This window comes from Zobellia roscoffensis (genome assembly GCF_015330165.1).
Classification (GTDB): Bacteria; Bacteroidota; Bacteroidia; order Flavobacteriales; family Flavobacteriaceae; genus Zobellia; species Zobellia roscoffensis.
On sequence record NZ_JADDXT010000002.1, the window covers coordinates 3450495 to 3472527 of the forward strand.

The 22033-nt window shown below is 37.6% G+C and carries 26 protein-coding genes; 12 read left to right on the forward strand and 14 right to left on the reverse strand.

Annotated elements, in window-relative coordinates:
* Window positions 1-25 precede the first annotated feature (25 nt).
* From IWC72_RS13960 to IWC72_RS13980, 5 genes are all read right to left on the reverse strand, one after another.
* On the reverse strand, window positions 26-1297 hold the full coding sequence (locus IWC72_RS13960) for an adenylosuccinate synthase (protein ID WP_194526771.1): 1272 nt from the start codon (window positions 1295-1297) through the stop codon (window positions 26-28).
* Between the two features lie 12 nt (window positions 1298-1309).
* A complete protein-coding gene (locus IWC72_RS13965) occupies window positions 1310-1765 on the reverse strand; it encodes a Fur family transcriptional regulator (protein ID WP_194526772.1) in 456 nt (151 codons plus the stop codon).
* 55 nt (window positions 1766-1820) lie between these two features.
* On the reverse strand, window positions 1821-4025 hold the full coding sequence (locus IWC72_RS13970) for a RelA/SpoT family protein (protein ID WP_194530182.1): 2205 nt from the start codon (window positions 4023-4025) through the stop codon (window positions 1821-1823).
* Window positions 4026-4128: 103 nt separating this feature from the next.
* Entirely contained in the window at window positions 4129-5355 is a 1227-nt protein-coding gene (locus tag IWC72_RS13975; protein WP_194530183.1) for a M48 family metallopeptidase, read from the reverse strand.
* A gap of 56 nt (window positions 5356-5411) precedes the next feature.
* Window positions 5412-6224 carry a TrmH family RNA methyltransferase gene (locus IWC72_RS13980; protein ID WP_194530184.1) on the reverse strand — a complete coding sequence of 271 codons (813 nt, stop codon included), beginning with the start codon at window positions 6222-6224 and terminating at the stop codon, window positions 5412-5414.
* Between the two features lie 62 nt (window positions 6225-6286).
* Between IWC72_RS13980 and IWC72_RS13985 the strand changes: the two genes are divergently transcribed.
* From IWC72_RS13985 to IWC72_RS14025, 9 genes are all read left to right on the forward strand, one after another.
* Window positions 6287-7090 (forward strand): DUF6503 family protein, encoded by an 804-nt coding sequence (locus tag IWC72_RS13985; RefSeq protein ID WP_194530185.1) that lies wholly within the window; start codon window positions 6287-6289, stop codon window positions 7088-7090.
* A gap of 49 nt (window positions 7091-7139) precedes the next feature.
* On the forward strand, window positions 7140-7382 hold the full coding sequence (locus IWC72_RS13990; RefSeq protein ID WP_194526777.1) for a MoaD/ThiS family protein: 243 nt from the start codon (window positions 7140-7142) through the stop codon (window positions 7380-7382).
* Window positions 7383-7457: 75 nt separating this feature from the next.
* The gene (moaA, locus tag IWC72_RS13995; RefSeq protein ID WP_194530186.1) at window positions 7458-8441 is read left to right on the forward strand and encodes a GTP 3',8-cyclase MoaA; all 984 of its coding nucleotides are present in this window, start codon (window positions 7458-7460) and stop codon (window positions 8439-8441) included.
* Window positions 8442-8445: 4 nt separating this feature from the next.
* Entirely contained in the window at window positions 8446-8919 is a 474-nt protein-coding gene (gene moaC / locus IWC72_RS14000; protein WP_194530187.1) for a cyclic pyranopterin monophosphate synthase MoaC, read from the forward strand.
* Window positions 8903-9499, forward strand: a complete 597-nt coding sequence (locus tag IWC72_RS14005) for an NTP transferase domain-containing protein (RefSeq protein ID WP_194530188.1) — start codon at window positions 8903-8905, stop codon at window positions 9497-9499. Before moaC ends, IWC72_RS14005 begins: the two co-directional genes overlap by 17 nt.
* Window positions 9496-10569: a HesA/MoeB/ThiF family protein gene (gene moeB / locus IWC72_RS14010; protein WP_194530189.1), complete on the forward strand. Its 1074-nt coding sequence runs from the start codon at window positions 9496-9498 to the stop codon at window positions 10567-10569. The genes IWC72_RS14005 and moeB overlap by 4 nt, the downstream gene beginning before the upstream one ends.
* Window positions 10553-11329, forward strand: a complete 777-nt coding sequence (locus IWC72_RS14015; protein ID WP_194530190.1) for a sulfite exporter TauE/SafE family protein — start codon at window positions 10553-10555, stop codon at window positions 11327-11329. Before moeB ends, IWC72_RS14015 begins: the two co-directional genes overlap by 17 nt.
* 27 nt (window positions 11330-11356) lie before the next feature.
* Entirely contained in the window at window positions 11357-11989 is a 633-nt protein-coding gene (locus IWC72_RS14020) for a WbqC family protein (RefSeq protein ID WP_194530191.1), read from the forward strand.
* Window positions 11982-12302 (forward strand): DUF6122 family protein, encoded by a 321-nt coding sequence (locus IWC72_RS14025; protein ID WP_194530192.1) that lies wholly within the window; start codon window positions 11982-11984, stop codon window positions 12300-12302. The genes IWC72_RS14020 and IWC72_RS14025 overlap by 8 nt, the downstream gene beginning before the upstream one ends.
* On the opposite strand, the gene IWC72_RS14030 is transcribed toward IWC72_RS14025, so the two are convergent.
* The 7 genes from IWC72_RS14030 to IWC72_RS14060 form a co-directional block, all read right to left on the reverse strand.
* On the reverse strand, window positions 12282-13094 hold the full coding sequence (locus IWC72_RS14030) for an endonuclease/exonuclease/phosphatase family protein (protein WP_226979575.1): 813 nt from the start codon (window positions 13092-13094) through the stop codon (window positions 12282-12284). The two genes, IWC72_RS14025 and IWC72_RS14030, sit on opposite strands and share 21 nt — an antisense overlap.
* A 216-nt stretch (window positions 13095-13310) precedes the next feature.
* A complete protein-coding gene (locus tag IWC72_RS14035; RefSeq protein ID WP_194526786.1) occupies window positions 13311-14177 on the reverse strand; it encodes a rhomboid family protein in 867 nt (288 codons plus the stop codon).
* Between the two features lies 1 nt (window position 14178).
* On the reverse strand, window positions 14179-14922 hold the full coding sequence (locus tag IWC72_RS14040; RefSeq protein WP_194530193.1) for a rhomboid family intramembrane serine protease: 744 nt from the start codon (window positions 14920-14922) through the stop codon (window positions 14179-14181).
* Window positions 14923-16779, reverse strand: a complete 1857-nt coding sequence (gene mutL / locus IWC72_RS14045) for a DNA mismatch repair endonuclease MutL (protein ID WP_194530194.1) — start codon at window positions 16777-16779, stop codon at window positions 14923-14925.
* Window positions 16779-17078, reverse strand: coding sequence for a riboflavin synthase subunit beta (locus tag IWC72_RS14050; protein WP_194526789.1), 300 nt, complete (start codon window positions 17076-17078; stop codon window positions 16779-16781). Before IWC72_RS14050 ends, mutL begins: the two co-directional genes overlap by 1 nt.
* Before the next feature lie 200 nt (window positions 17079-17278).
* Entirely contained in the window at window positions 17279-17761 is a 483-nt protein-coding gene (ribH, locus tag IWC72_RS14055; RefSeq protein WP_194526790.1) for a 6,7-dimethyl-8-ribityllumazine synthase, read from the reverse strand.
* A complete protein-coding gene (locus IWC72_RS14060; RefSeq protein ID WP_194526791.1) occupies window positions 17761-18528 on the reverse strand; it encodes a tetratricopeptide repeat protein in 768 nt (255 codons plus the stop codon). Before IWC72_RS14060 ends, ribH begins: the two co-directional genes overlap by 1 nt.
* Before the next feature lie 115 nt (window positions 18529-18643).
* Between IWC72_RS14060 and recF the strand changes: the two genes are divergently transcribed.
* From recF to IWC72_RS14075, 3 genes are read left to right on the forward strand one after another with little or no spacing between them, the layout of a single operon-like run.
* Window positions 18644-19723: a DNA replication/repair protein RecF gene (recF, locus tag IWC72_RS14065; RefSeq protein WP_194530195.1), complete on the forward strand. Its 1080-nt coding sequence runs from the start codon at window positions 18644-18646 to the stop codon at window positions 19721-19723.
* Window positions 19724-19743: 20 nt separating this feature from the next.
* Window positions 19744-20160: a hypothetical protein gene (locus tag IWC72_RS14070; RefSeq protein WP_194530196.1), complete on the forward strand. Its 417-nt coding sequence runs from the start codon at window positions 19744-19746 to the stop codon at window positions 20158-20160.
* A 1-nt stretch (window position 20161) separates the two neighbouring features.
* Window positions 20162-20458, forward strand: a complete 297-nt coding sequence (locus tag IWC72_RS14075; protein ID WP_194530197.1) for a DUF721 domain-containing protein — start codon at window positions 20162-20164, stop codon at window positions 20456-20458.
* Window positions 20459-20507: 49 nt separating this feature from the next.
* On the opposite strand, the gene IWC72_RS14080 is transcribed toward IWC72_RS14075, so the two are convergent.
* Window positions 20508-20927 (reverse strand): nucleoside-diphosphate kinase, encoded by a 420-nt coding sequence (locus IWC72_RS14080; protein ID WP_194530198.1) that lies wholly within the window; start codon window positions 20925-20927, stop codon window positions 20508-20510.
* 48 nt (window positions 20928-20975) lie between these two features.
* On the reverse strand, window positions 20976-22025 hold the full coding sequence (locus tag IWC72_RS14085; protein ID WP_194526796.1) for an alkaline phosphatase D family protein: 1050 nt from the start codon (window positions 22023-22025) through the stop codon (window positions 20976-20978).
* Between the last annotated feature and the right edge of the window lie 8 nt (window positions 22026-22033).

Sequence of the window (22033 nt, forward strand, 5' to 3'; positions counted from 1 at the left end):
TTCCGAAGTTCTTTTTAACCTGTGGTTATCTGTGTATAGTCTGTGTACGGTCAGGCCCTACAGAAACTATTTTAATAGGCACTTCTAGTTCTTTTTCCAAGAAATCAATGTAAGCCTGAAGTGATTGCGGTAACTGGTCTGCGCTACTCATTTTAGTAAGGTCTTCTTTCCAACCTTTCATTTCTGAGTAAATAGGTGTTACGTTTTCTGCTTCAATATTAAATGGAAGGTGTTCTATTTTATCGCCTTTATAATTGTAAGCGGTACAGATTTTTAAAGTATCAAATCCACTTAAAACATCGGCTTTCATCATCATTAATTCAGTAACACCGTTAATGATAACTGCATACTTTAAGGCAACCAGGTCTAACCAACCACATCTTCTAGGGCGACCGGTAGTAGCACCAAACTCATTACCAATACGAGCCATGGTTTCTCCATCTTCATCAAAAAGTTCTGTTGGAAAAGGACCACTACCCACTCTTGTAGTGTATGCTTTAAAGATACCTTTTACATCGCCTATTTGGTTTGGGGCAACCCCAAGACCTGTACAGGCACCTGCAGCAGTAGTGTTACTAGAAGTTACAAATGGATACGTTCCAAAATCAATATCTAATAAAGAACCTTGTGCGCCTTCTGCCAATATCTTCTTTCCACTTTTTTGTGCTTGGTAAAGATACTCTTCGCTATCAATAAAGCTTAACTGTTTCAACTCTTCAATAGATTCAAAGAAATCTTTTTCTAATTCAGCCAAATCATACTGAATGTCAACATTGTAATAAGCAATCATGGCTTCGTGCTTGTTTGCCAAGTTGCGGTATTTTTCTTTCCAATCAGCCAATTCAAGATCTCCGATACGCATACCGTTACGACCTGTTTTGTCCATGTATGTTGGACCTATTCCCTTTAGGGTAGAGCCAATTTTAGCTTTCCCTTTAGATGCTTCAGAAGCAGCATCCAATAAGCGGTGCGTTGGCAATATTAGGTGTGCTTTTCTTGAAATGAACAATTTTGACTTAATGTCTAAATTGAATTTTTTTAATGCGTCTAATTCTTTTTTGAAGATTACCGGGTCTATTACTACTCCGTTACCTACAATATTTAAAGCGTTTTTGTGGAAAATGCCTGAAGGAATTGTGTGTAAAACGTGTTTAATACCATCAAACTCTAATGTGTGTCCTGCGTTTGGACCTCCTTGGAATCTTGCGATAATGTCGTAATCTGTAGTAAGTACGTCAACGATTTTTCCTTTTCCTTCGTCTCCCCACTGTAATCCTAACAATAAATCTACTGCCATCTAAAATTTTGGTTAGCTGTTCGTGTTTTCTTTTTTATTTCGAGTACCATAAAAGTAAAGGGAGTGTGTATTGATTTTTATATCAAAAACTTCCTCAATGGTTTTCTTAATTGATTGAATACGAGGATCGCAAAATTCTACAACTTCACCGGTATCCGTTAAGATAACGTGATCATGTTGGCGATCAAAATAAGATTTCTCGTATTGTGCTTGGTTCTTGCCAAATTGATGTTTACGAACCAATTTACACTCTAATAAAAGTTCAATGGTATTGTAGAGCGTAGCGCGACTTACCCTGTAGTTTTTATTCTTCATGTTTATGTACAGCGATTCAATGTCAAAATGCTCCTCGCTGTCATAAATTTCTTGAAGTATGGCATAGCGTTCGGGTGTTTTTCTATGCCCGTTCTCTTCTAAAAAGGTGGTGAAAACGTTTTTTACGATTTCTTGATTTTTGTTGGCTGCCATAACTAGGGTTATATTCGTCAATCCGCAAAGGTACGGTTATATTTTAATTACAATTCTAAATTCTTGAGACTTTATCTATTCCGTTAATTTTCTTGAGATTCACCATCAGCTTTTTTAGAATGCCATTATTTTTGACTACTACGGTAATGGAGCCTTTAAAAGTTCCGCCATCAGTACTAAAATTAAGATTTCTGATGTTAACGTGCATATCATCAGATATGACTTCAGTAATCTCACTTACCAAACCTAAGTTGTCTATTCCGGTTAATCGAATTTCGGATAAGAATTCTTCCTGACTGGAGTCAATCCATTTAGCGCTAATAATTCGGTACGCATAGTTAGATTGTAGTTGTATAGCGTTAGGACAGTTTTTCTTGTGAACCTTGATACCTTCATTTACACTAACAAAACCAAAAACTTGGTCTCCAGGAATAGGGTTGCAACATTGAGAAAGTTTATACTCAAGTTTCTCCTCTTCCTTACCAAATACAAGCACATCATATTTGGTTGTAATCTCATCTTTTTGAACATCTGAGGGGGTAGGGTTTCTTCGAATCTTATTTTTAAAGAAACTGATAAACGCATTAGAATAAGACGAAGAAAACTCCTTTAGCATTTGGTTGTCTATGGACCCGATACCTACCCTGTAAAAAAGGTCCAGACTGGTCTTTAGTTTAAAGAAGGTCACCATTTTATTGATGGAATCCTCATTAAGCGCAACTTTCTGAGATTTTAATTTTCTACGTAAAATTTCTTTGCCTTCTTCCGCAACCGATTTTTTCTCTTCTCTTAACGAAGATTTTATTTTTGCTCTGGCCCTTGCCGTTGTGGCGTAATCCAACCAGTTTTGATTTGGCTTTGCTTGGTCAGAAGTTATGATTTCTACTTGATCACCACTGTGCAGGGTTGTATTGAGAGGTACGAGCTTTCCATTTACTTTAGAGCCACGGGTACGCATACCTACTTCTGTATGTATGTTAAAGGCAAAATCTAACGGTGTGGCTCCTTTTGGTAAAGATTTGAGCTCTCCTTTTGGTGTGAAAACAAAAATTTCTTTGGCGTATAAATTCAGTTTAAATTCTTCAACAAAATCTACCGCATTGGTATTGGCATTTTCAAGTGCTTCTTGTAAGCGATTGAGCCATACTTCTATACCTTGCTCTTTTTGGTCTCCATGTTTGTATTTAAAGTGAGCTGCGTATCCTTTTTCTGCAATTTCATGCATACGTTCACTACGTATTTGTACTTCTACCCATCTACCTTTGGGACCCATAACCGTTATGTGTAAGGCTTCGTAACCCGTAGATTTTGGAGATGATATCCAATCTCTAAGTCGTACAGGGTTAGGGGTAAAGTTATCCGTTACAATAGAGTAAATCTTCCAAGCTAAGAATTTTTCATTCTGCCGGTCAGATTTGTAAATGATACGAATGGCAAATTTGTCATAGATTTCGTCAAAAGTCACATTCTGCGTATTCATCTTTTTTCGGATGGAAAAAATTGATTTCATCCGACCTTTAATGTAATAGTTTAATCCCTCTTCTTTTAGAGATTTATCTATTACACCAGAAAAGGCATCAATATAAGCTTGCTGTTCTTCTTTTGATTCTTCAATTTTACCCTTAATGCCATTGTAAACATTAGGTTCTGTATATTTTAAACTAAGGTCTTCTAGCTCTGTTTTTATATTGTAAAGCCCTATACGATGTGCTAATGGAGCATAAATATAAAGCGTTTCGGAAGCCATTTGTACTTGCTTATGCTCTGGCATGGCATCCATCGTAAGCATATTATGGTACCTGTCTGCAATCTTAATAATGATAACCCTAACGTCATCATGCAAGGTAAGTAGCATTTTTCTAAAATTCTCCGCCTGTTGCGAAGTGCTCATGTCCTTTTTAAGGTGCGCTATTTTCGTAAGTCCATCAACAATACGGGCTACGGTTTCGCCAAACATGCGCTCAATATCATCCAGAGTATACTCGGTATCTTCTACAACATCGTGAAGTAGGGCAGAGGCAATGGAGGTGGCATCTAACCCAATTTCCGAAGCTACAATTTTAGCTACCGCTATGGGGTGAAAAATGTAGGCTTCACCAGATTTTCTACGTTGGTTTTTATGGGCGTCTACCGCAATCTCAAATGCAGAGCGTATCAGCGTTTTGTCATCATCGGATAGATGTTGATAGCTAATGCGTAGCAATTCTTTATATTGCTTGGCAATCTCTTTGTTTTCCTTTTCTATAGCTTCCTGCGTCATATTCAAATAAAAATAGCACAATCTTAGCAGTCGTACAACAAAAATTATTCCTCTTTTAAGCCTCTGACTAAAGTGGTAATAATTTTAAATGTCGATGTCAGTTTTAACGCTTTAGATTCTGAATTCGGTCAAGAAGTGTAGGGTGGGAATAGTGCATAAATACAAATGCAGGATGAGGCGTAAGATTGCTCAAGCTATTTTTTGATAGTTTTTTGAGCGAGGTGATTAACGGTAGCGCCGCATAGGTGTCTTTGGCATAATCATCTGCCTGATATTCAAATTTTCTTGAAAAATGGTTCATAATCAAACCGGTGATTTCTGAAATAGGACTATATAGAATTGCAAAACCGATTAGTGCCGCATGAAAACTGGGTTGGGACACTCCTATGGCTGCGGATACAGCTGGATTGTTAATAAATAAGGATAATACAAACAGTGTAACACCTGTTAATACTACTGAGGCAATTAGGTTAAAAATGATATGTTTTTTCTTGTAATGCCCTACTTCATGAGCTAGAACAGCAACAATTTCCTCTTCCTCTAAATCGTTGATTAGGGTGTCGTATAGCGTAACTCTTTTTTCTTTGCCAAACCCTGAGAAATAGGCATTGGCTTTTGTGGATCGTTTGGAGCCGTCAATAACAAATATGTTGTTAAGCTCAAAGCCAACATTTTTAGCAAAAGTCTCTATTTTGGTTTTTAAACTTCCCTCTTCTAATGGGGTTTGCTTATTGAATAATGGAACAATAATTTTACTGTAGAATAGGTTCATGAAGATGGAGAATACGGCTACTAGCCCCCAAGCGTAAATCCAAAAATATGAGCCTGTCAACTGAAAGAACCAAATAATCAAAGACAATATAGCTCCGCCAACAACGGCCATCATGAGCCACCCTTTTATTTTGTCCAAAAAGAAGGTGCTTTTGGTAGTTTTATTAAAACCAAATTTTTCCTCTATTACAAAAGTAGAGTAGTAAGATAAGGGAACGGTAACAATATCGTTTCCTATCATAATAATCCCAAAAAACATTAGAGCCGTGGGAATGGGTTCTGTAGTAACACTGCGCACCATTTGGTCTACCCACTCAAAACCTCCAAAAATCAGGAAACCTAAAGTCAATATAAATGAAAAGCTAGAAGTTATAAGTCCAAAATTGTAATTGGTCTTTTTGTACTCCTGAGATTTCTTGTATTCAGCTTGGTCAAAAACATCGTTTAGTTCTTCTGGAACAGGGTCATTGTAGCGTTGGGCGTTCAGGCGATCAAGAACGGTCTCTAGAATAAACTGTAGCACGAGAATAGTAATGATGATATAGAACAATGTGCTCATTTACTTTTTGTTTTTAGGTGAATTGGGGTTGGTCTGGATAAAAAATACTGCAGGGGCTATTTAAAATCCCGCTGCCTTTTTGCTTCAAAGATAAGAATAGCGGCCGAGACCGATACGTTCATGGAATCTATCTCTCCTTGCATGGGAATGATAACGTTTTGTTTTGAGCTATTGAGCCACTCTTTGGAGAGTCCGTCTGCTTCGGTGCCAACAACGATTGCCGATGCGGATTTAAAATTGGTTTCAACATAATTTTCGGATGCTGATAGTGCTGCACAATAAATATTGATATTTTTGTTTTTGAGGAACTCAATAACTTCGGAAGTGCTTCCTGTGACTATGTTGTTCGTAAAAACGCAACCTACACTAGAACGTATAATATTAGGATTGTAAAGGTCTGTTCTTGGATTGGCAATGATTACGGCGTCAAGATTTGCAGCATCTGCAGTACGTAATAAAGCGCCTATGTTTCCCGGTTTTTCTGGAGCTTCGGCAACGAGAATTAATGGATTTTTATTGGGTAGTTGTAAGTCGGTCAATAGGGAAGATTGACTTTTGACAATGGCTAAAATACCTTCCGTAGTTTGTCTATAGGCGAGCTTTTGATAAACTTCTTTTGTTATTTCAATAAAATCTACTGCGGATGAACCGTTCGCAAAAAGTGTGGAGGTTTCCGCTTCGCTCATTAATTCCGGATGAAATAGTACCGTTTCAAATTCATAACCTCCTTTGAGTGCTAGTTGTATTTCTCGGTGGCCTTCAATAATAAATAAACCCGATTTTTTTCGCTCTCTAGACTTTTCCTTTAAAAGCAGTATTTTCTTTACCAGGGAATTTTGAACGCTAGAGATTTGCTTAGTTTTGTGCATACCGCAAATGTAAATAAAAGTGGAATTGTGCGACCTATTTCCCTAAAACTAAAAATAAAGACATGAAGATTATTGTTAGTACACTTGTCATTCTAACTTTACTAAGCTGTAAAGAGGCGACTAAGAAAGATAATGTTGAACCGGTTGAAGCGGAAACTGAAATTACGAGAGCACAGGAAAATAATTATCCGGAGGCATTGATTGAAGTTTTTGATGCTCACGGAGGCCTTAAAAACTTCAAGAGCAAACGTACTTTAACTTTTGAAATCGTTAAGCCTAGCGGAAACGAAACGCATACGGTAGACTTGTATAGCAGAAAGGATAAAATTGAGATTCCTCCGGTTACATTAGGTTTTAACGGTAAAGATGCTTGGTTGTTGGATGAGCAAAAAGCCTATAAAGGGAATGCGGCGCTGTATCATAATCTTATGTTTTATTTTTATGCCATGCCTTTTGTTTTGGCAGATCCCGGTATAAAATATGAAGTTGCAGAAGACCTGGAGTATGAGGGTAAAAACTACCCGGGAATTCATATATCCTATAATGATGGGGTAGGGGCTTCCTCTAAAGATGATTATTATTTGTACTATGATTCAGAATCGCACGAAATGGCTTGGTTGGCATATACCTTTACCTTTGGAACAGATGAAAAATCAGACAAATTGAGCTTTATTCGTTATAATGATTGGGAAGGTGTTGATGGGGTTAAATTACCTAAATCCATCACTTGGCATGTAAATGATGGAAAAACAATAAAAGAGCCTAGAAAAACCGTTGTTTTTGAAAATAGTTCTCTTCATGAAGGCTCAAAACCTGATGCGTTTTATGCCGTCCCGGGAAATGCAAAAGTCATCTTAAAACCTTAAGATTTCCTATTTTTTATAGTACCTTGTATCTTCAAAATTTTATTTGAATATGGAGGTCTTGTTATTTGGTATTGCCAAAGATATAGTAGGTAGGTCATCCTTTCGTTTTGAGGAGGGGGATGAAGTGCCTAAATCTGTTTTAGAGTTGAAGCAGAAATTAAAAAATAGCTTTCCGGATTTCGGGAAGCTTTCTTCTTTAGCGATAGCGGTAAATAGTGAGTATGCAGAAGATGGCATGGATTTAAATAGAGGAGACGAAGTTGCTGTAATCCCTCCCGTAAGTGGCGGGTAGTTTATACTTTTGATATTAAAAGTAATAGATGTAACGCATTGCAGTTACCGAAAATGAAATGAGAAGGAACAATATATGCTGATAGATAATCACAATAGAACTATTAATTACGTTCGCTTAGCGGTTACCGATCGTTGCAACCTACGTTGTAATTATTGTATGCCTGCAGAGGGAATAAACTTTGCTAAAAACGATAAGCTTTTTAAAATAGAGGAACTCTCTCGTTTAAGCGAAATTTTAGTATCGCAGGGTGTGGACAAAATACGTATTACGGGAGGAGAACCTTTTGTTCGTAAAGATTTGATGGTGCTTATGCGCAATCTGTCTCAAATGAAAGGATTGAACGATATTTCCGTTACTACAAATGCTACGCTGATTGGGCCATATATTGATGAACTCAAAGAGTTGGGTATTAAGAACATCAATGTGAGTATGGATGCCATTAATAAGGAAACTTTTGAGAAAATTACCCGTCGTAACCAGTATGATACAGTACATAACAATATCATTAGGCTAATTACCGAAGGTTTTAATGTGCGTATCAATTTTATCGCATTGGAAGGTCAGAATACGGAAGATATTCTACCTATGCTGGAACTTACCAAACACTATGAGGTATCTGTCCGCTTTTTGGAAGAAATGCCATTTAATGGAGGCAGTAAGAAGTTTGAAAGCATTGCGTGGGACTATAAGCGTATATTAAGTTATGTAAAAGAGGCGCATCCTGATTATTATGAGTTGCCGTCCCCTAAAACGTCTACCTCCATTAATTATAAAATACCTGGTTATAAAGGTTCTTTTGGTGTAATTCCTTCATTTAGTAGAACGTTTTGTGGTTCCTGTAATCGTTTACGGGTTTCTGCTACGGGAGATGTTATTACTTGTCTCTATGCCCAACCTAGTATGAATATTCGTGATATTTTCAGAAGTGAAGGTTCGGAAGAAAAAATTAAGGAGAGTATTTTAAAAGCGATAGGAAGCCGTTCTAAAACAGGTTTTGAGGCACAGGAGAAATACAAAGGCGTTTTCGCCAATTCAATGACTTCAATAGGAGGATAGGTTTATGGAAAAAAAACTCTCACATATTGATGCTTCGGGTAACGCGGCAATGGTAGACGTATCCGAGAAAAAAGAAACGGCTAGAATGGCCATGGCTTCAGGTAGGGTAGAATTCCCTAAAGAGGTTTTTGATACTCTGGCAGGACAGGATTTTTTAGGAAAGAAGGGAAGCATAATCCAGACAGCGGTTATTGCAGGTATTCAGGCGGTCAAAAAAACATCTGAGTTAATTCCGCTTTGTCATCAAATTAACTTATCAAAAGTTCAGATAGATATTGTTCCAAGCGGGCAATCTTTAGAAATTAACTGTACAGTAAAATGTACGGAAAAAACAGGGGTTGAAATGGAGGCTTTAACCGGGGTTTCTGTAAGTGCATTAACAATCTACGATATGTGCAAAGCACTTTCTCATGATGTTAAGATCACTGATGTTCAATTGAAACAAAAAACAGGAGGAAAGAATGATTATAGGTCCTAAAATATACGGTTTGGTGCTTGCTGGTGGAAAAAGCACCCGAATGGGAAAAGATAAAGGGCTGATACCGTATCACGGAATGCCACAGCGTGACTATCTATATAATTTGTTGGGTAGGGTTTGTGAAAAAACTTTTATGAGTATCAGGCCGGAACAACAGGGTGAATTTTCGGATGATATGGAAACTGTGGTAGACGAGAATACCTATAAAGGGCCGTACAACGGGCTTTTGTCCGCACACCTGCAGCATCCTGATGCTGCGTGGTTGGTATTGGCTTGTGACCTTCCGTTAATGGATCTCTTGGCATTACAAGAGTTGATTGCGGCACGCGACCCCAATAAAATAGCTACTTCTTTTGCTCAAAAAGAAGACCCGTTACCGGAGCCGCTTTGTGCTATTTGGGAGCCTAAGGCTTTTGAAGAAAGCATTTCTTACTTAGCAAGTGGTAATGGAACTTGTCCAAGAAAATATTTAATTAATAGTGATGTAAAATTGGTTTTTCCTGATAACCCTAATGTACTTCTAAATGCCAATTCAGAGGAGGAATATAAGGAAGCCATCGTGAAATTAGCAGTGGAATGAACACTGAACGCTACGACCGACAAACCATTTTAAAAGAGTTTGGGATGGAAGCCCAATTGAAGCTGCAAGCGGCCAAGGTTTTGGTTGTTGGGGCCGGCGGACTTGGAGTTCCTGTGTTGACCTATTTGAACGCCATGGGTGTGGGAACTTTGGGTATTGTAGATAATGATGTGGTTTCGTTATCCAACTTGCACCGCCAGGTTTTGTATGCTGAAAAGGATGTCGATAATCCAAAAGTTGCGGTTGCGGTCCAAAAATTGAAAGAGCAGAACTCGGAGACGGAAATCATTGCCCACGAAACGTTTTTAACACGTGAAAATGCACTCGAAATTATTGCCCATTACGACCTAGTGGTTGATGCTTCCGATAATTTCCCTACAAGATATTTAGTGAACGACGCCTGTGTGATTTTAAATAAGCCCTTTGTTTATGGGGCATTGCATAGTTTTGAGGGGCAAGTTAGCGTTTTTAATTTTGAAGGAGGACCTACCTATCGTTGTCTTTTTCCTGAGATGCCAAAAGCGGATGAGGTGCCTAATTGCAACGAAAATGGCGTTTTGGGTATTGTACCCGGAATCATTGGTAACTTTCAAGCTTTAGAGGTGGTGAAAATGATTACGGGAATAGGGGAGACCTTATCAGGTAAATTGCTACTTTGTGATGGGTTATCAAATAATTTTCAGAAAATCCGCTTTGCGGTGAATCCAGATAACTTGAATATAAAAACACTTCAAGATAGTTACGATTTTGATTGCGAAGTACCAGTAAGTTCTATTTCTTCGGAAACTTTTCATAAGATTATTGAAAAAGACGAGGTGCAACTTATAGACGTCCGTACGCCAACGGAGTTTGAGAGAAACCACTTGTCGTTTGCAAAGAATATTCCATTATCCGAACTGAATGAAAGACACAATGAAATTTCATTTAAAGTACCGGTTTATGTGGTTTGCCAGTCAGGAGTGAGGAGTCGTAAGGGCGTTGAATTTTTGGAAGGTGTTTATGCTAATGCCAATTTGATCAATGTTGAAGGAGGAATGAACGAAATTTCTAAATATGTTGTTAAGTACTGAAAACCTAGTGCTCCTGTGCGTGGGTTTTTTTATTGTAGCTACTTTGTATTCTTCGGTTGGATTTGGTGGCGGATCTAGTTATTTAGCTTTATTAACACTTTTCTTAGGAGGTTTTTTTGCCATTAGATCTATTGCCTTAATTTGTAATTTGGTGGTGGTATCAGGTAGTACGTATCTATATTTTAAAAATGGTCACGCCAAACTAAAAGATTTTTTGCCTTTTGTGCTAACCAGTATTCCGTTGGCATTCATTGGTGCTTCTTTTCGGTTAGAAGAGCATGTTTTCTTTCTTTTACTGGGCTTTTCACTGGTTACTTCTGCCATTTTTTTGGCATCACAGACTTTTTCTAAGAGGGAAACTTCTGAAAAGACAGCCAATTACCCTAAGTTTTTGACCTATGTTTTAGGAGGTGGAATAGGGCTTTTGTCGGGACTTGTCGGTATTGGAGGAGGTATTTTTTTGGCACCTATTTTAAATCACCTTAAATGGGATAAATCGATTAAAATTGCCGCATTAGCTAGTTTTTTTATATTGGTGAATTCTATTTCGGGCCTAGCGGGACTGGTTCAAGGAGGTATGTTAGAGTTACCTTGGAAAGAAACATTGGCGCTTGTGGTCTCCGTTTTGGTAGGAGGGCAATTGGGAATACGGATTAGTTTAAAAAGATTGACGCCTAAAGGAATTAAAAGGGTTACGGCCCTATTGGTTTTTGTGGTGGGGGTTCGTATTTTGCTGAAATATATTCCTCAGGTATTTTAAAATAACAGATTTAAAAAGACAATAGCATTGACGATTCTTTTAAGCCCAGCGTATATTCCGGATGTTGCCACATTTTCTACCATAGCTCAACATGACGTTTGCTGGGAGGTTCAAGATAATTTTCAGAAACAAACATACCGTAATAGAGCATATGTCTGTAATGATTTGGGTAAACAAATGTTGAGTATCCCTATTCAGCATATTGGCAAGGGGCAAGGCAAACAAAAATATAGGGATGTTAAATTGGAGAATGCCTATCATTGGCAACGTCAACATTGGCGGTCTATGCAAACAGCGTATAGAACGTCTCCTTTTTTTGAGTTTTATGAGGATGAAATTGCACCACTTTATGAAAAGGAGTATAAATTTCTGATGGATTTTAACCTGCTGACCATAGAAACTATTTGTGATTGTCTTCAGATGGATATGCCAAAGGATAGAACAACGGTTTACGAAACAAAACCTGAACATCTTTTTGATGGTCGCTTTCTAGTTGATGCAAAAACCAAATTGAACTTTAATCAGGAAGAATATACTCAGGTTTTTTCTGACAGGAATGACTTTGTCCCCAATGCTAGTATTCTAGACGTGCTTTTTAACGAGGGAACCAATGCAGTGGGTTATTTAAAAAATCAAAAACTTAGTTTTTTAGATGTTTAGATTTCTGGTTCACTACGGTATACATTTTATAGTGCCCATAGTTGTTGGTTGGTATTTCTATAAAGAGTATCGAGTGAAAGCAATTGTGATACTTTTGGCTGGTATTTTAATTGATGTAGACCATCTGTTGGCTACCCCTATTTTTGCTCCAGACCGCTGTAGTGTCGGTTTTCATCCCTTACATAGCTATTGGGCCATTGCCATTTATGTTGGATTGTTGTTTTTTAAGAAAACGAGAATTTACGGGTTGGCCTTAATGATTCATATTGTGGCGGATATTACCGATTGCTGGCTAATGTTTCAGTCGAAATGAGGCCATGACCGGAAAATGGTCCGATAATTTTTGGTCATAATTCTTGTGGGCCATTACTTCAAAATTATCATCGGCCAAAATGAAATCAATACGGATAGGAATTTTTAAGAAGTTGTAAGTACGTCCGTAGCCAGAACCTTTTTCAATAAAAGTATCTTGCATATCGCCCTTAATGGTATGATATACAGATGAAAATTGAGTGTTGTTAAAATCGCCGCAAACTAAAGTTTTGTATGGGCTTTTTGCCTTATGCTCGGCTATAATCTGGGCTTGTTGCTGTTGTTTTTTAAATTTACTGGTCATACGCCTCAAAAGTCTCTCTGAGGACTGTGAGCGCAAAACTCCGGTTCCGGGAGTAATGCCAAGGGATTGCATGTGTAAGTTGTAGAGGCGTAGTGTATCGCCTTTATAAAGAATATCCACATAAGACCCGTTATTGATGCTGTTGGGAAAATTTATGATTTCTGCCTTAACAATCGGATATTTTGAAAAGATACCCATGTGTACCTTTTCGCCAGAATATATACGCTCTAGATGATGATACGGATAATCTAAATAATTTTCCTCCATATCATAACCCACCTCTTGAAAGGAAATAATATCAGGACTTTCCTGCCGTACCAAGTTCTTTATTTCTTGGGGAATGCTATCGTTATCTAAAAAATTGTACTTATTGAAACCTCGTACATTAAACGTCATTACTTTTAGTTCATCCTCATTAAAATCAACGGCTTTGGGAGAAAACTTGATAAATGTACCCAGAATAAAATATCCAAAGACTAGAACAAACAATGAGGTAAAGGTTTGCTTTTTAAGGCCTAAAAGCCAATATAGAAAAAAGACAGTGTTGGCAACAACTAGAGCGGGTACACCTAAGCTTAATATGGAAAGAAAAGGAAAAATTTCTAAAGAAAGGTAGGGTACTGCGCACGCAACTAGAAGTGTAACTGCGACAATGATATTTATAAAAAAGAGAATTTTATTAAAAAACGAAAGTCCCCTCATGTATTAGTCTTCCTTGCCAGCCTTGAATAGAAAGTCCTTTTCAGCTTTAGAAAGACTTTCATATCCAGATTTGCTGATTTTATCTAAAATAGCGTCAATTTTTTTCTGGTGAGTTTCTTTATCGTGGTTGGCTTGTTTGCGTGCCGTAGCTTGTTTGTTTTTGTAAACCGTTTTCATGGGCGCTTTCTTTTCGCTCTTTTTAAAAAGGTTGGCTATGGCATCGATAAAGTTTGAAAATCCTTCTCCTATATCCCTTCCATTGAATAATTGTCTTGCATACATATAGCCTAAAAGTGCACCTCCTAAATGGGCTATCCGCCCACCAACATTACCGCCCATAGGAATTTGAACTAAATCCATTAGTACCACAAAAAGACCTATTTGCCAAAGTTTTACGTTAAAAACAAAAAGACGTACTTCTTGATTGGGAATATAGGTGCACACAAAAATAAGTACGGCCATAACTCCTGCCGACGCTCCTATGAGCGAGGCATTAACACCAATAAGCGAGGGGAAAATATTGTAGCTTAAAAGGAATAAAAGTCCGCCTAGAATGACTCCTAAAAAGTAAATGTTCAAGAATCGTCTGCCATCAAAAAGGTTGAGTAAAATACGTCCTGCTACGTAGAGTACGTACATGTTCCAGAGAATATGAAAAATACCTCCGTGCAAGAACGAATAGGTCACAATAGACCAAGGTTGCATTAGAAAGTCGAAAAAATCCTTGGGTAGGGCGAACCAATTTTCAACGCTTGGGCTTATAAGCGCTGTAATAAGACCCATAACGATAAAAACAAGAACGTTAATGGCTATGAGCTTTTCAGAAACGCTCAATCGTGCATATTGATATTTTAAGTCTCCGTTTGTCATACTAATCCCAGCGGTTATTGTTAAACTGATTTTTTTTCCAATACCACATCATCAAGAAGCCGAAAAGAGCGCCTCCAATATGGGCAAAATGCGCAATACCTTGACCAAAAAGACTGTATCCTGTTACTCCTGAAAATAAATCCAATCCTATTAAAACAGGAATAAAATATTTTGCTTTTACAGGAACGGGAATGAACATTAAGAACAATTCGCTGTTAGGGAACATCATTCCAAAAGCAACTAAAACCCCATAAATTGCTCCTGATGCTCCTACGGCAGGAGTGTTATATGCTGATAAAAAATTGTCGATTGTACTTTTCGAAGCAATATTATACCAATCTGGGCTGTATTGACCGGCAGATATAATTTCTAGTACGTTACTTTCGGTCATACCACTGCTAACGAGTGCTTGCATACCTTCGTTAAAATAAAAGTAATTTACTCCGGTATGAATTAATGCTGAGCCAAGACCTGCTGAAAAATAGAAAAATAAAAATTTGTTACGACCCCAAATTTGCTCAAGAGGTGTGCCAAAGGCCCATAAGGCATACATGTTAAAGGCTATATGCATAAAGCCACCATGCATAAACATATGGGTTACAATCTGGTAAAATGCAAAATTTTCATTCTTTGGAAACCAAAGTGAAAACCATTGGTACATTTGGTCGCCATATAAAGAAGTGGCCACAAAAAACAGAATGTTTATTATGAGCAAGTGCTTTATGGCGTCGGTCAATCTTCCCATCTAAATAAATTTTTTGTCAATGTCATTTTCGGTAATGGTGATGTATACCGGTTTATTAAACGGACTCACCATAGATTCCTTACAAGCGAACAAGTCGTTTACAAGGGCAATTTGAGAAGCATTGTCCAGTGTTTCTCCAGTTTTGACCGCCAATGTTTTTGCTAAAGTTTTAGAAAGGATATCTGTATGAGAAAAACTTTCGTCCGTTAGTTCTTGTTGGTAATCAGAAATCAATTGGTCTAATATCATGCCAACTTCGCTTTCTGCCACCAATAAAGGTACTCCGGTTACCGTAATAGATTCTCCTTCAATCTTGTCGAATATAAAACCAATGGAAACTAGAATATCTTCAATTTCCTGAAGTGCATTAATTTCTGACTTTGAAAATGTGAGATGCAATGGGAATAGTAATTGTTGGCTAACTGCTTGTTTTACAGTGCTATTATTTAAGAATTTTTCATAAAGAACTCTTTGGTGAGCACGGCTTTGGTCTATAACCACCATGCCCGATTTTATAGTTGTAACAATGTACTTTCTTCTAATTTGAAAAGTAGTCGTAACAGGTTCCGTAGTTTCTTTTTCACCTTCAAAAATAGAACCTGTAATTGTGTCAGATTCAAAGCTTATACTGCCCAAATCATCTTCGGCGCCCATTTTTGACTCCAAACCAACATACAAACTTTCCCAGCTTTTCGTTTCCTGTTTTTTATAGCCAGGATTACGAGGTGTGGAAGGTGTGCTTTTAGCTTCCTGAAAAGGATTAAACGCGGCATCTACCGAAACCTTGGGTTGTATGACTGACTTATTTTTAAAATCATAAGGTGTCTGTAAATTTGGGTCATGCTCAAAATCTAAAGCAGGGGCAACGTTAAACTGTCCTAAGCTGTGCTTTACCGTAGACCTTAAAATGGCGTACAAACTATGCTCGTCATCAAATTTCACCTCGGTTTTAGTTGGGTGTATATTGATGTCTATAGAACCAGGGTCCACTTCCAGATAAAGGAAATAGCCAGGGTAGCTATCTGATTTTATGAGCCCTTCAAAAGCTGCGACTACGGCATGATGTAGATAGGGGCTTTTTATAAACCTATTATTAATAAAGAAAAACTGCTCACCGCGACTCTTCTTTGCAAATTCGGGCTTGGTAATAAAGCCGCTTATTTTAACTATTGGAGTCTCTTCTTCTACGGGAACCAGTTTTTGATTGGTTCGGGTTCCAAAAATATTGACAATACGTTTTCGGTAATTATCAGAAGGAAGGTTAAAAAGCTCGTTTCCGTTATTGTAGAAATGAAATGCTATGGTTGGGTGCGCTAAGGCTACACGATGAAATTCATCTGTAATATGGCGAAGCTCAACCTGATTACTTTTTAGAAAATTACGCCTTGCAGGAATATTAAAAAATAGGTTTTTAACCGCCATGGAAGTTCCTTTTGGCGTTACACTTGCTTCCTGAAATATGATTTTACTACCTTCTATTTTTAGATGGGTGCCCAGTTCTTCGTTTTCGGGTTTGGTTTGCATTTCTACATGGGCAATTGCCGCTATAGAAGCTAAAGCTTCACCTCTAAAACCTTTGGTGTTCAAATTAAAAAGGTCTTCTGCCTTCTGTATTTTAGAGGTGGCGTGACGCTCAAAACTCAACCGGGCATCTGTGGCGCTCATACCCAGACCATCATCTACAACCTGAATAAGAATCTTACCTCCATCCTTAATAATTAGTTTTATAGTGTTGGCACCAGCATCTATGGCATTCTCAAGCAATTCCTTAACTACTGAGGCAGGACGTTGTACCACTTCACCAGCTGCAATTTGATTGGCAACATGGTCCGGTAAAAGTTTTATAATATCTGCCATTATTTTGGTAAAAATATAGAGAGGTCAAAGTCTATGATAAAAAGCACAATCAATACTAAAATGGCTAAAATGATTGCCATTCGTATTTTTAAATTGGTATCGCCCTGTCGTTTTACATCAGACATGGCGCTACCAAACTTATTCTTCAGACCTCTTGAAGGGTTAAGCGTAGTTCTGTATTGGTCGAATTTTGGTTCAATTTTAAACGGACTGCCTTTGCCCTTATCGTCATAATAACGAGGATTGTATTCAAACTTCTTGCTCCGCTTTAAGCGTGTAAATTTACTTAGCATTCCCATGAACGTCAAAGTTACTTAAAATCGAAAAATATGCTGTGCTACCGCTGCCAAAATTTGTTAACAGACACCAAGATGAGGGGGTTCTGTACTGGATAAGCGCATTATTTCTATTTAATAGGAGGGAAGGCACGTGTTTGGCATGTTCATTCTGAAGCACACCTTACCTGCATAGCAAGATTTTGGAAGCAGTTTTAAGGTGATTATTTGCCTAAAATAGCCATTTGAATAGCAGCGATTGCAGCTTCGGTACCTTTGTTACCATGTTTACCGCCACTACGTTCTCTTGATTGCTCTATGTTATTATCTGTCAATACGCAAAAAATTACGGGTGTATCTAATTGTACATTCAGGTCTTTGATGCCTTGAGCTGTAGCGCTACAAACAAAATCAAAATGCTTGGTCTCCCCTTGAATAACATTTCCAATGGCTATAACAGCATCAACATTTTGTGTAGTTGCCATTTTTTTGCAGCCAAAAGTTAATTCAAAACTACCAGGTACATCCCAACGAAGAATATTGGACTCTAATGCACCACAATCTAGAAGCGCTTCAATGGCTCCTGAGTATAGACCTTCCGTAATTTCAGTATTCCATTCAGAAACAACAATCCCAAACCGAAGGTTCTTCGCATTTGGGATTTTTGCCTTATCATAAATTGATAAATTTTTATTTGCCGTAGCCATTAATTGGAGGTTTTAGCCATTCCTATAAAAGCATCTACAGTACGTGCTTCATCAGAAGATGAATACTCCTCTTTAATTTTTTGAAAATAAGATAGAGCCTTATCGTTCTGGTTCAATTCTAGAGCTGTAACACCAGCTTTGTATAAAAACTTAGGAGCTGTGTAGTTATTGCTACTATGAGCAATAGCTTTATCATAGTATCCTAAAGCATCTTCTGGCTGGCCTAATTGCATAAAAGCATCGCCAAGACCGCCTTTAGCTAAAGCGCCAAGGATATCATCTTCTGAACTGAAGTTTTCAAGATGAGAAATAGCTTCTTGGTATTTTTGCATGTTCAAAAATGCCATACCAGCAGAATAATTCGCTAGGTTAGCCGCCTTTGTGCCATTGTATTCTTCTATAATATCAAGAAAACCATATTTTCCTTCAGCACCGTTTAAAGCAAGATTGTATAAAGAATCTTTTGCAGTAGGGCTGTTAAGGGCTTGGTCAAAATATTGTTGTGGGTAATACATCTCGTTTGCAGCGTTCGCCTCTTTAGGCTTCTCTACAAATTGAGCGTATGCTAAATATCCAAGAACACCAACGGCTATAACGCCAATGATACCTAGAATATAGTTTTGGTTGCTGGCTACCCAAGCTTCGGTTTTTGAGGCACTTTCATCTAACGTACTAAAGACTTCCGCAGTTGCGCTGTCTTGTTCTGTAAACTCTTGTTCTTCAACCTTATCTTTTGGTTTAAATCCCCGTTTCTTGTATGTTGCCATTTTCTAATTTTATTGGTGGCGCAAAAATAAAGGTTTTATCCAAAACCGAACAGGTATTTATTCGTTATTTTTGAGGTTTGTGAACCAAGCACCGTCAAAACTGGAATTATAGCGCATGTTTTTAAAGAAATTATCCCTTATTAACTACAAAAATTTTGATTCGAAGGATTTAGAACTCGATAAAAAAATCAATTGTATGGTGGGACCGAACGGAGTAGGGAAGACCAATGTGTTAGATGCGGTATATCATCTTTCCTTTGGGAAGAGCTATTTTAACCCCGTTTCTACTCAAAATATAAAGCACGAGGAAGACTTTTTTGTCATTGAAGGTGAGTTCGAGAAAGATGAACGTGACGAAAAGGTGGTCTGTAGTTTAAAAAGAGGGGCTAAAAAAATTATTAAACGTAATGGTAAGGCATATGATCGTTTATCCGACCATATAGGTTTGTTGCCTTTGGTTATAATTTCTCCGGCAGATCGTGACCTTATTATAGAGGGTAGTGATACAAGACGAAAATTTATAGATGGCGTAATTTCTCAATCTGATAAAGGGTACCTCCAAGACTTAATAAAGTATAATAAGGTGTTAGCGCAAAGAAATTCACTTTTAAAATATTTTGCAGCCAATCATACCTTTAATAAAGATACTCTTGCGGTTTACAATGAGCAATTGAGTGATTATGGCACCAAGATTTTTGATAAGCGAGTTGCTTTTTTAGAAGCTTTCATTCCTATTTTTAAAGAACAGTACATTGCTATTTCTGGCGGGCGAGAAAATGTATCTTTAGGCTATGACAGTAAGTTGCTCAATGAGAATTTGTTGAACCTTTTAGAAAAAGCCGTTGAAAAAGATAGAGCCTTGCAGTATACATCGGTTGGGGTTCATAAAGACGATTTAGGGTTTGAGATTTCAGGGCATCCCATTAAGAAATTTGGGAGTCAGGGGCAACAAAAATCATTCTTGATTGCATTGAAATTTGCCCAGTTTCAGTTTATAAAAGCTCGATCTAAAACAACACCAATTTTATTACTAGATGATATTTTTGATAAATTAGATGAACATCGGGTGTCACATATTGTAGCTTTGGTGAACAATGAAAATTTTGGACAGATTTTTATTAGTGATACGCATGCAGAACGTACGGAGGAGGTTGTAAAACAGATACACCAAACGTATAAGTTGTTTAAATTATAAAGAATAGATTTTTGAAAAGGATGAATAAATTTATTTTAATAGGATTTATAGGTGTGTTTTTTGGATGTTCTTCGGGCATTTCAAAAGAAGATTTAAGTAAGCTAAGTGGCTATTGGGAAATTACTAAGGTGACTTTACCAGATGGTAATGTAAAAGAGTACACCGTAAATACAAGTGTTGATTACATTTCAATAGAAGGAGAAGAAGGTTTTCGGAAAAAAATGCAACCAAAACTAGATGGTACCTATGAAACTTCAGATGATGCTGAGGCATTCATTATTACTAAAAAAGAGCAAAGTTTTTCTATCGACTATAAAACAGAACTCAGTGAGTGGTCAGAACAACTTATAGAACTAGATGACACCACGTTTTCAGTAGAGAATGAAGAGGGTATCCGGTATGATTATAAAAGATTTGAACCTATTTCAATTCAATAAAATGGCAAAGAGAAGAAATGAGAACCTTAATATGAGCCAAGCCTTAAATGAATTCATAAAGGAGAATAGGCTTCAAAAAGGAATGGATAAAGTAGATGCGCGGGAAGCGTGGCGTAATCTAATGGGGAATGGAGTAAATAATTATACAACAGATATAGAGCTCAAAGGAGATACACTTTTTGTAGCGTTATCGTCTTCCGTGTTACGAGAAGAGCTGAGTCTTGGCAAATCAAAAATTATACGAATGCTCAATGAAGACTTAGAGAAGGAGCTGGTTGCAAAACTGGTATTAAGATAAAAGCCTTTAGACTTCAAGACTAAAGGCTTTAAAAAATGTTATAATAGTCTTAGAAAATTTCTCTTCCAGCAAAATGGAAAGAACCTTCTATAGATGCGTTTTCATCACTATCTGATCCATGAACCGCATTTTCAGCAATATTGGAAGCAAATAATTTTCTGATAGTACCTTCAGCTGCTTCAGCTGGGTTTGTTGCACCGATCAATGCGCGAAAATCTTCAACTGCATTGTCTTTTTCTAAAATAGCAGCAACAATAGGACCACGGCTCATAAACTCTACCAATTCTCCGTAAAACGGACGCTCACTGTGAACGGCGTAGAACTCTTGTGCATCTCTTGTGCTCAATTGTGTATACTTCATGGCTACGATTTTGAAACCTGCGGAAGTTATTTTTTCCAGAATGGCACCAATGTGACCGTTTTCAACCGCATCCGGCTTAATCATCGTAAATGTTCTGTTCGTTGTCATTGTAAAAATTTTTTGCAAAAATACGCTTTATTCAACAATCGGCAAGTTTTAATAGGTTTGATGTAGTTCACCCATCACTTTTAAGTCGTTCCCAATCATTTGCATTTGCGCTTCTTTAGTTTTAAAATTGAATTTAATTAGTCCGAAACTTTTAGTAAAAACAACGTCGCCCACCCTAAACGGATTAGGCTCGCCATTAAATTTTGTATAAGTATGTGTAAGGCCGCTGCTGGTAAAATCTACTAAAGGGTAATCTACTCCGGCTATTTCGGTTTTAGAGAACTCAGAGATATGACGGTCTCCAGAGAGTATTATAACACCTTTTGCTTTAGAATCAACAATTAGTTTTTCTAGTTTATCTACTTCATGCGGGAAGTTACCCCAGGTCTCAAACCCATGTTCATTAGATAATATTTGAATACTGCTTACCAGGATATTAAAATCCGCTGTTGAATTTTTGAGTTCTTCGGTTAGCCAATTCCATTGCGTTGTGCCAAGAATAGTACCCACACCATAGTCGTTAGGAATGGTACGTTTTTTTGTTTCCGTATCTAGAGTAAGGTCAGTTCTAAAATAACGGGTGTCCAATACCAATATTTTTATACTTCCTTGTGGCGTGTTGTAGGTATGTGTTGTATAAACCCCTTCTTGAGTTCTTCGCGGGTCATTTTTGCCTACATCCATAAAATCTAAAAACTCTTGCTGACTTTCCTTCTTTTTATCAAAATCAACACCGCCATCATTTAATCCATAATCATGGTCGTCCCAAGTACCTATTACTGGCACCTTGGCTTTAAGATTTTGGTATCCTTTTACAGCGTTCTGTTGGGCATACATGGCGCGTAATCGCCTCATATTATCGGTATCCGCATAAATATTATCGCCTCCCCATACCCAAACATCAGGATTGGTTTTAAGAATATCATCCCAAAGTAAGTTGACTTCATCTTGCTTATTGCAAGAACCGAAAGCCAGTGTAAAATCAGCTTTAGGGGAAGTGGTTACAACCGTCGTTTTTGCCGTTAGTTCAGGCTGTTTTTGGGTTTTACAGGAAATGGTAAGACCCAATAAGCAGATGGCGATGTACTTATTCAACATATGTTAGT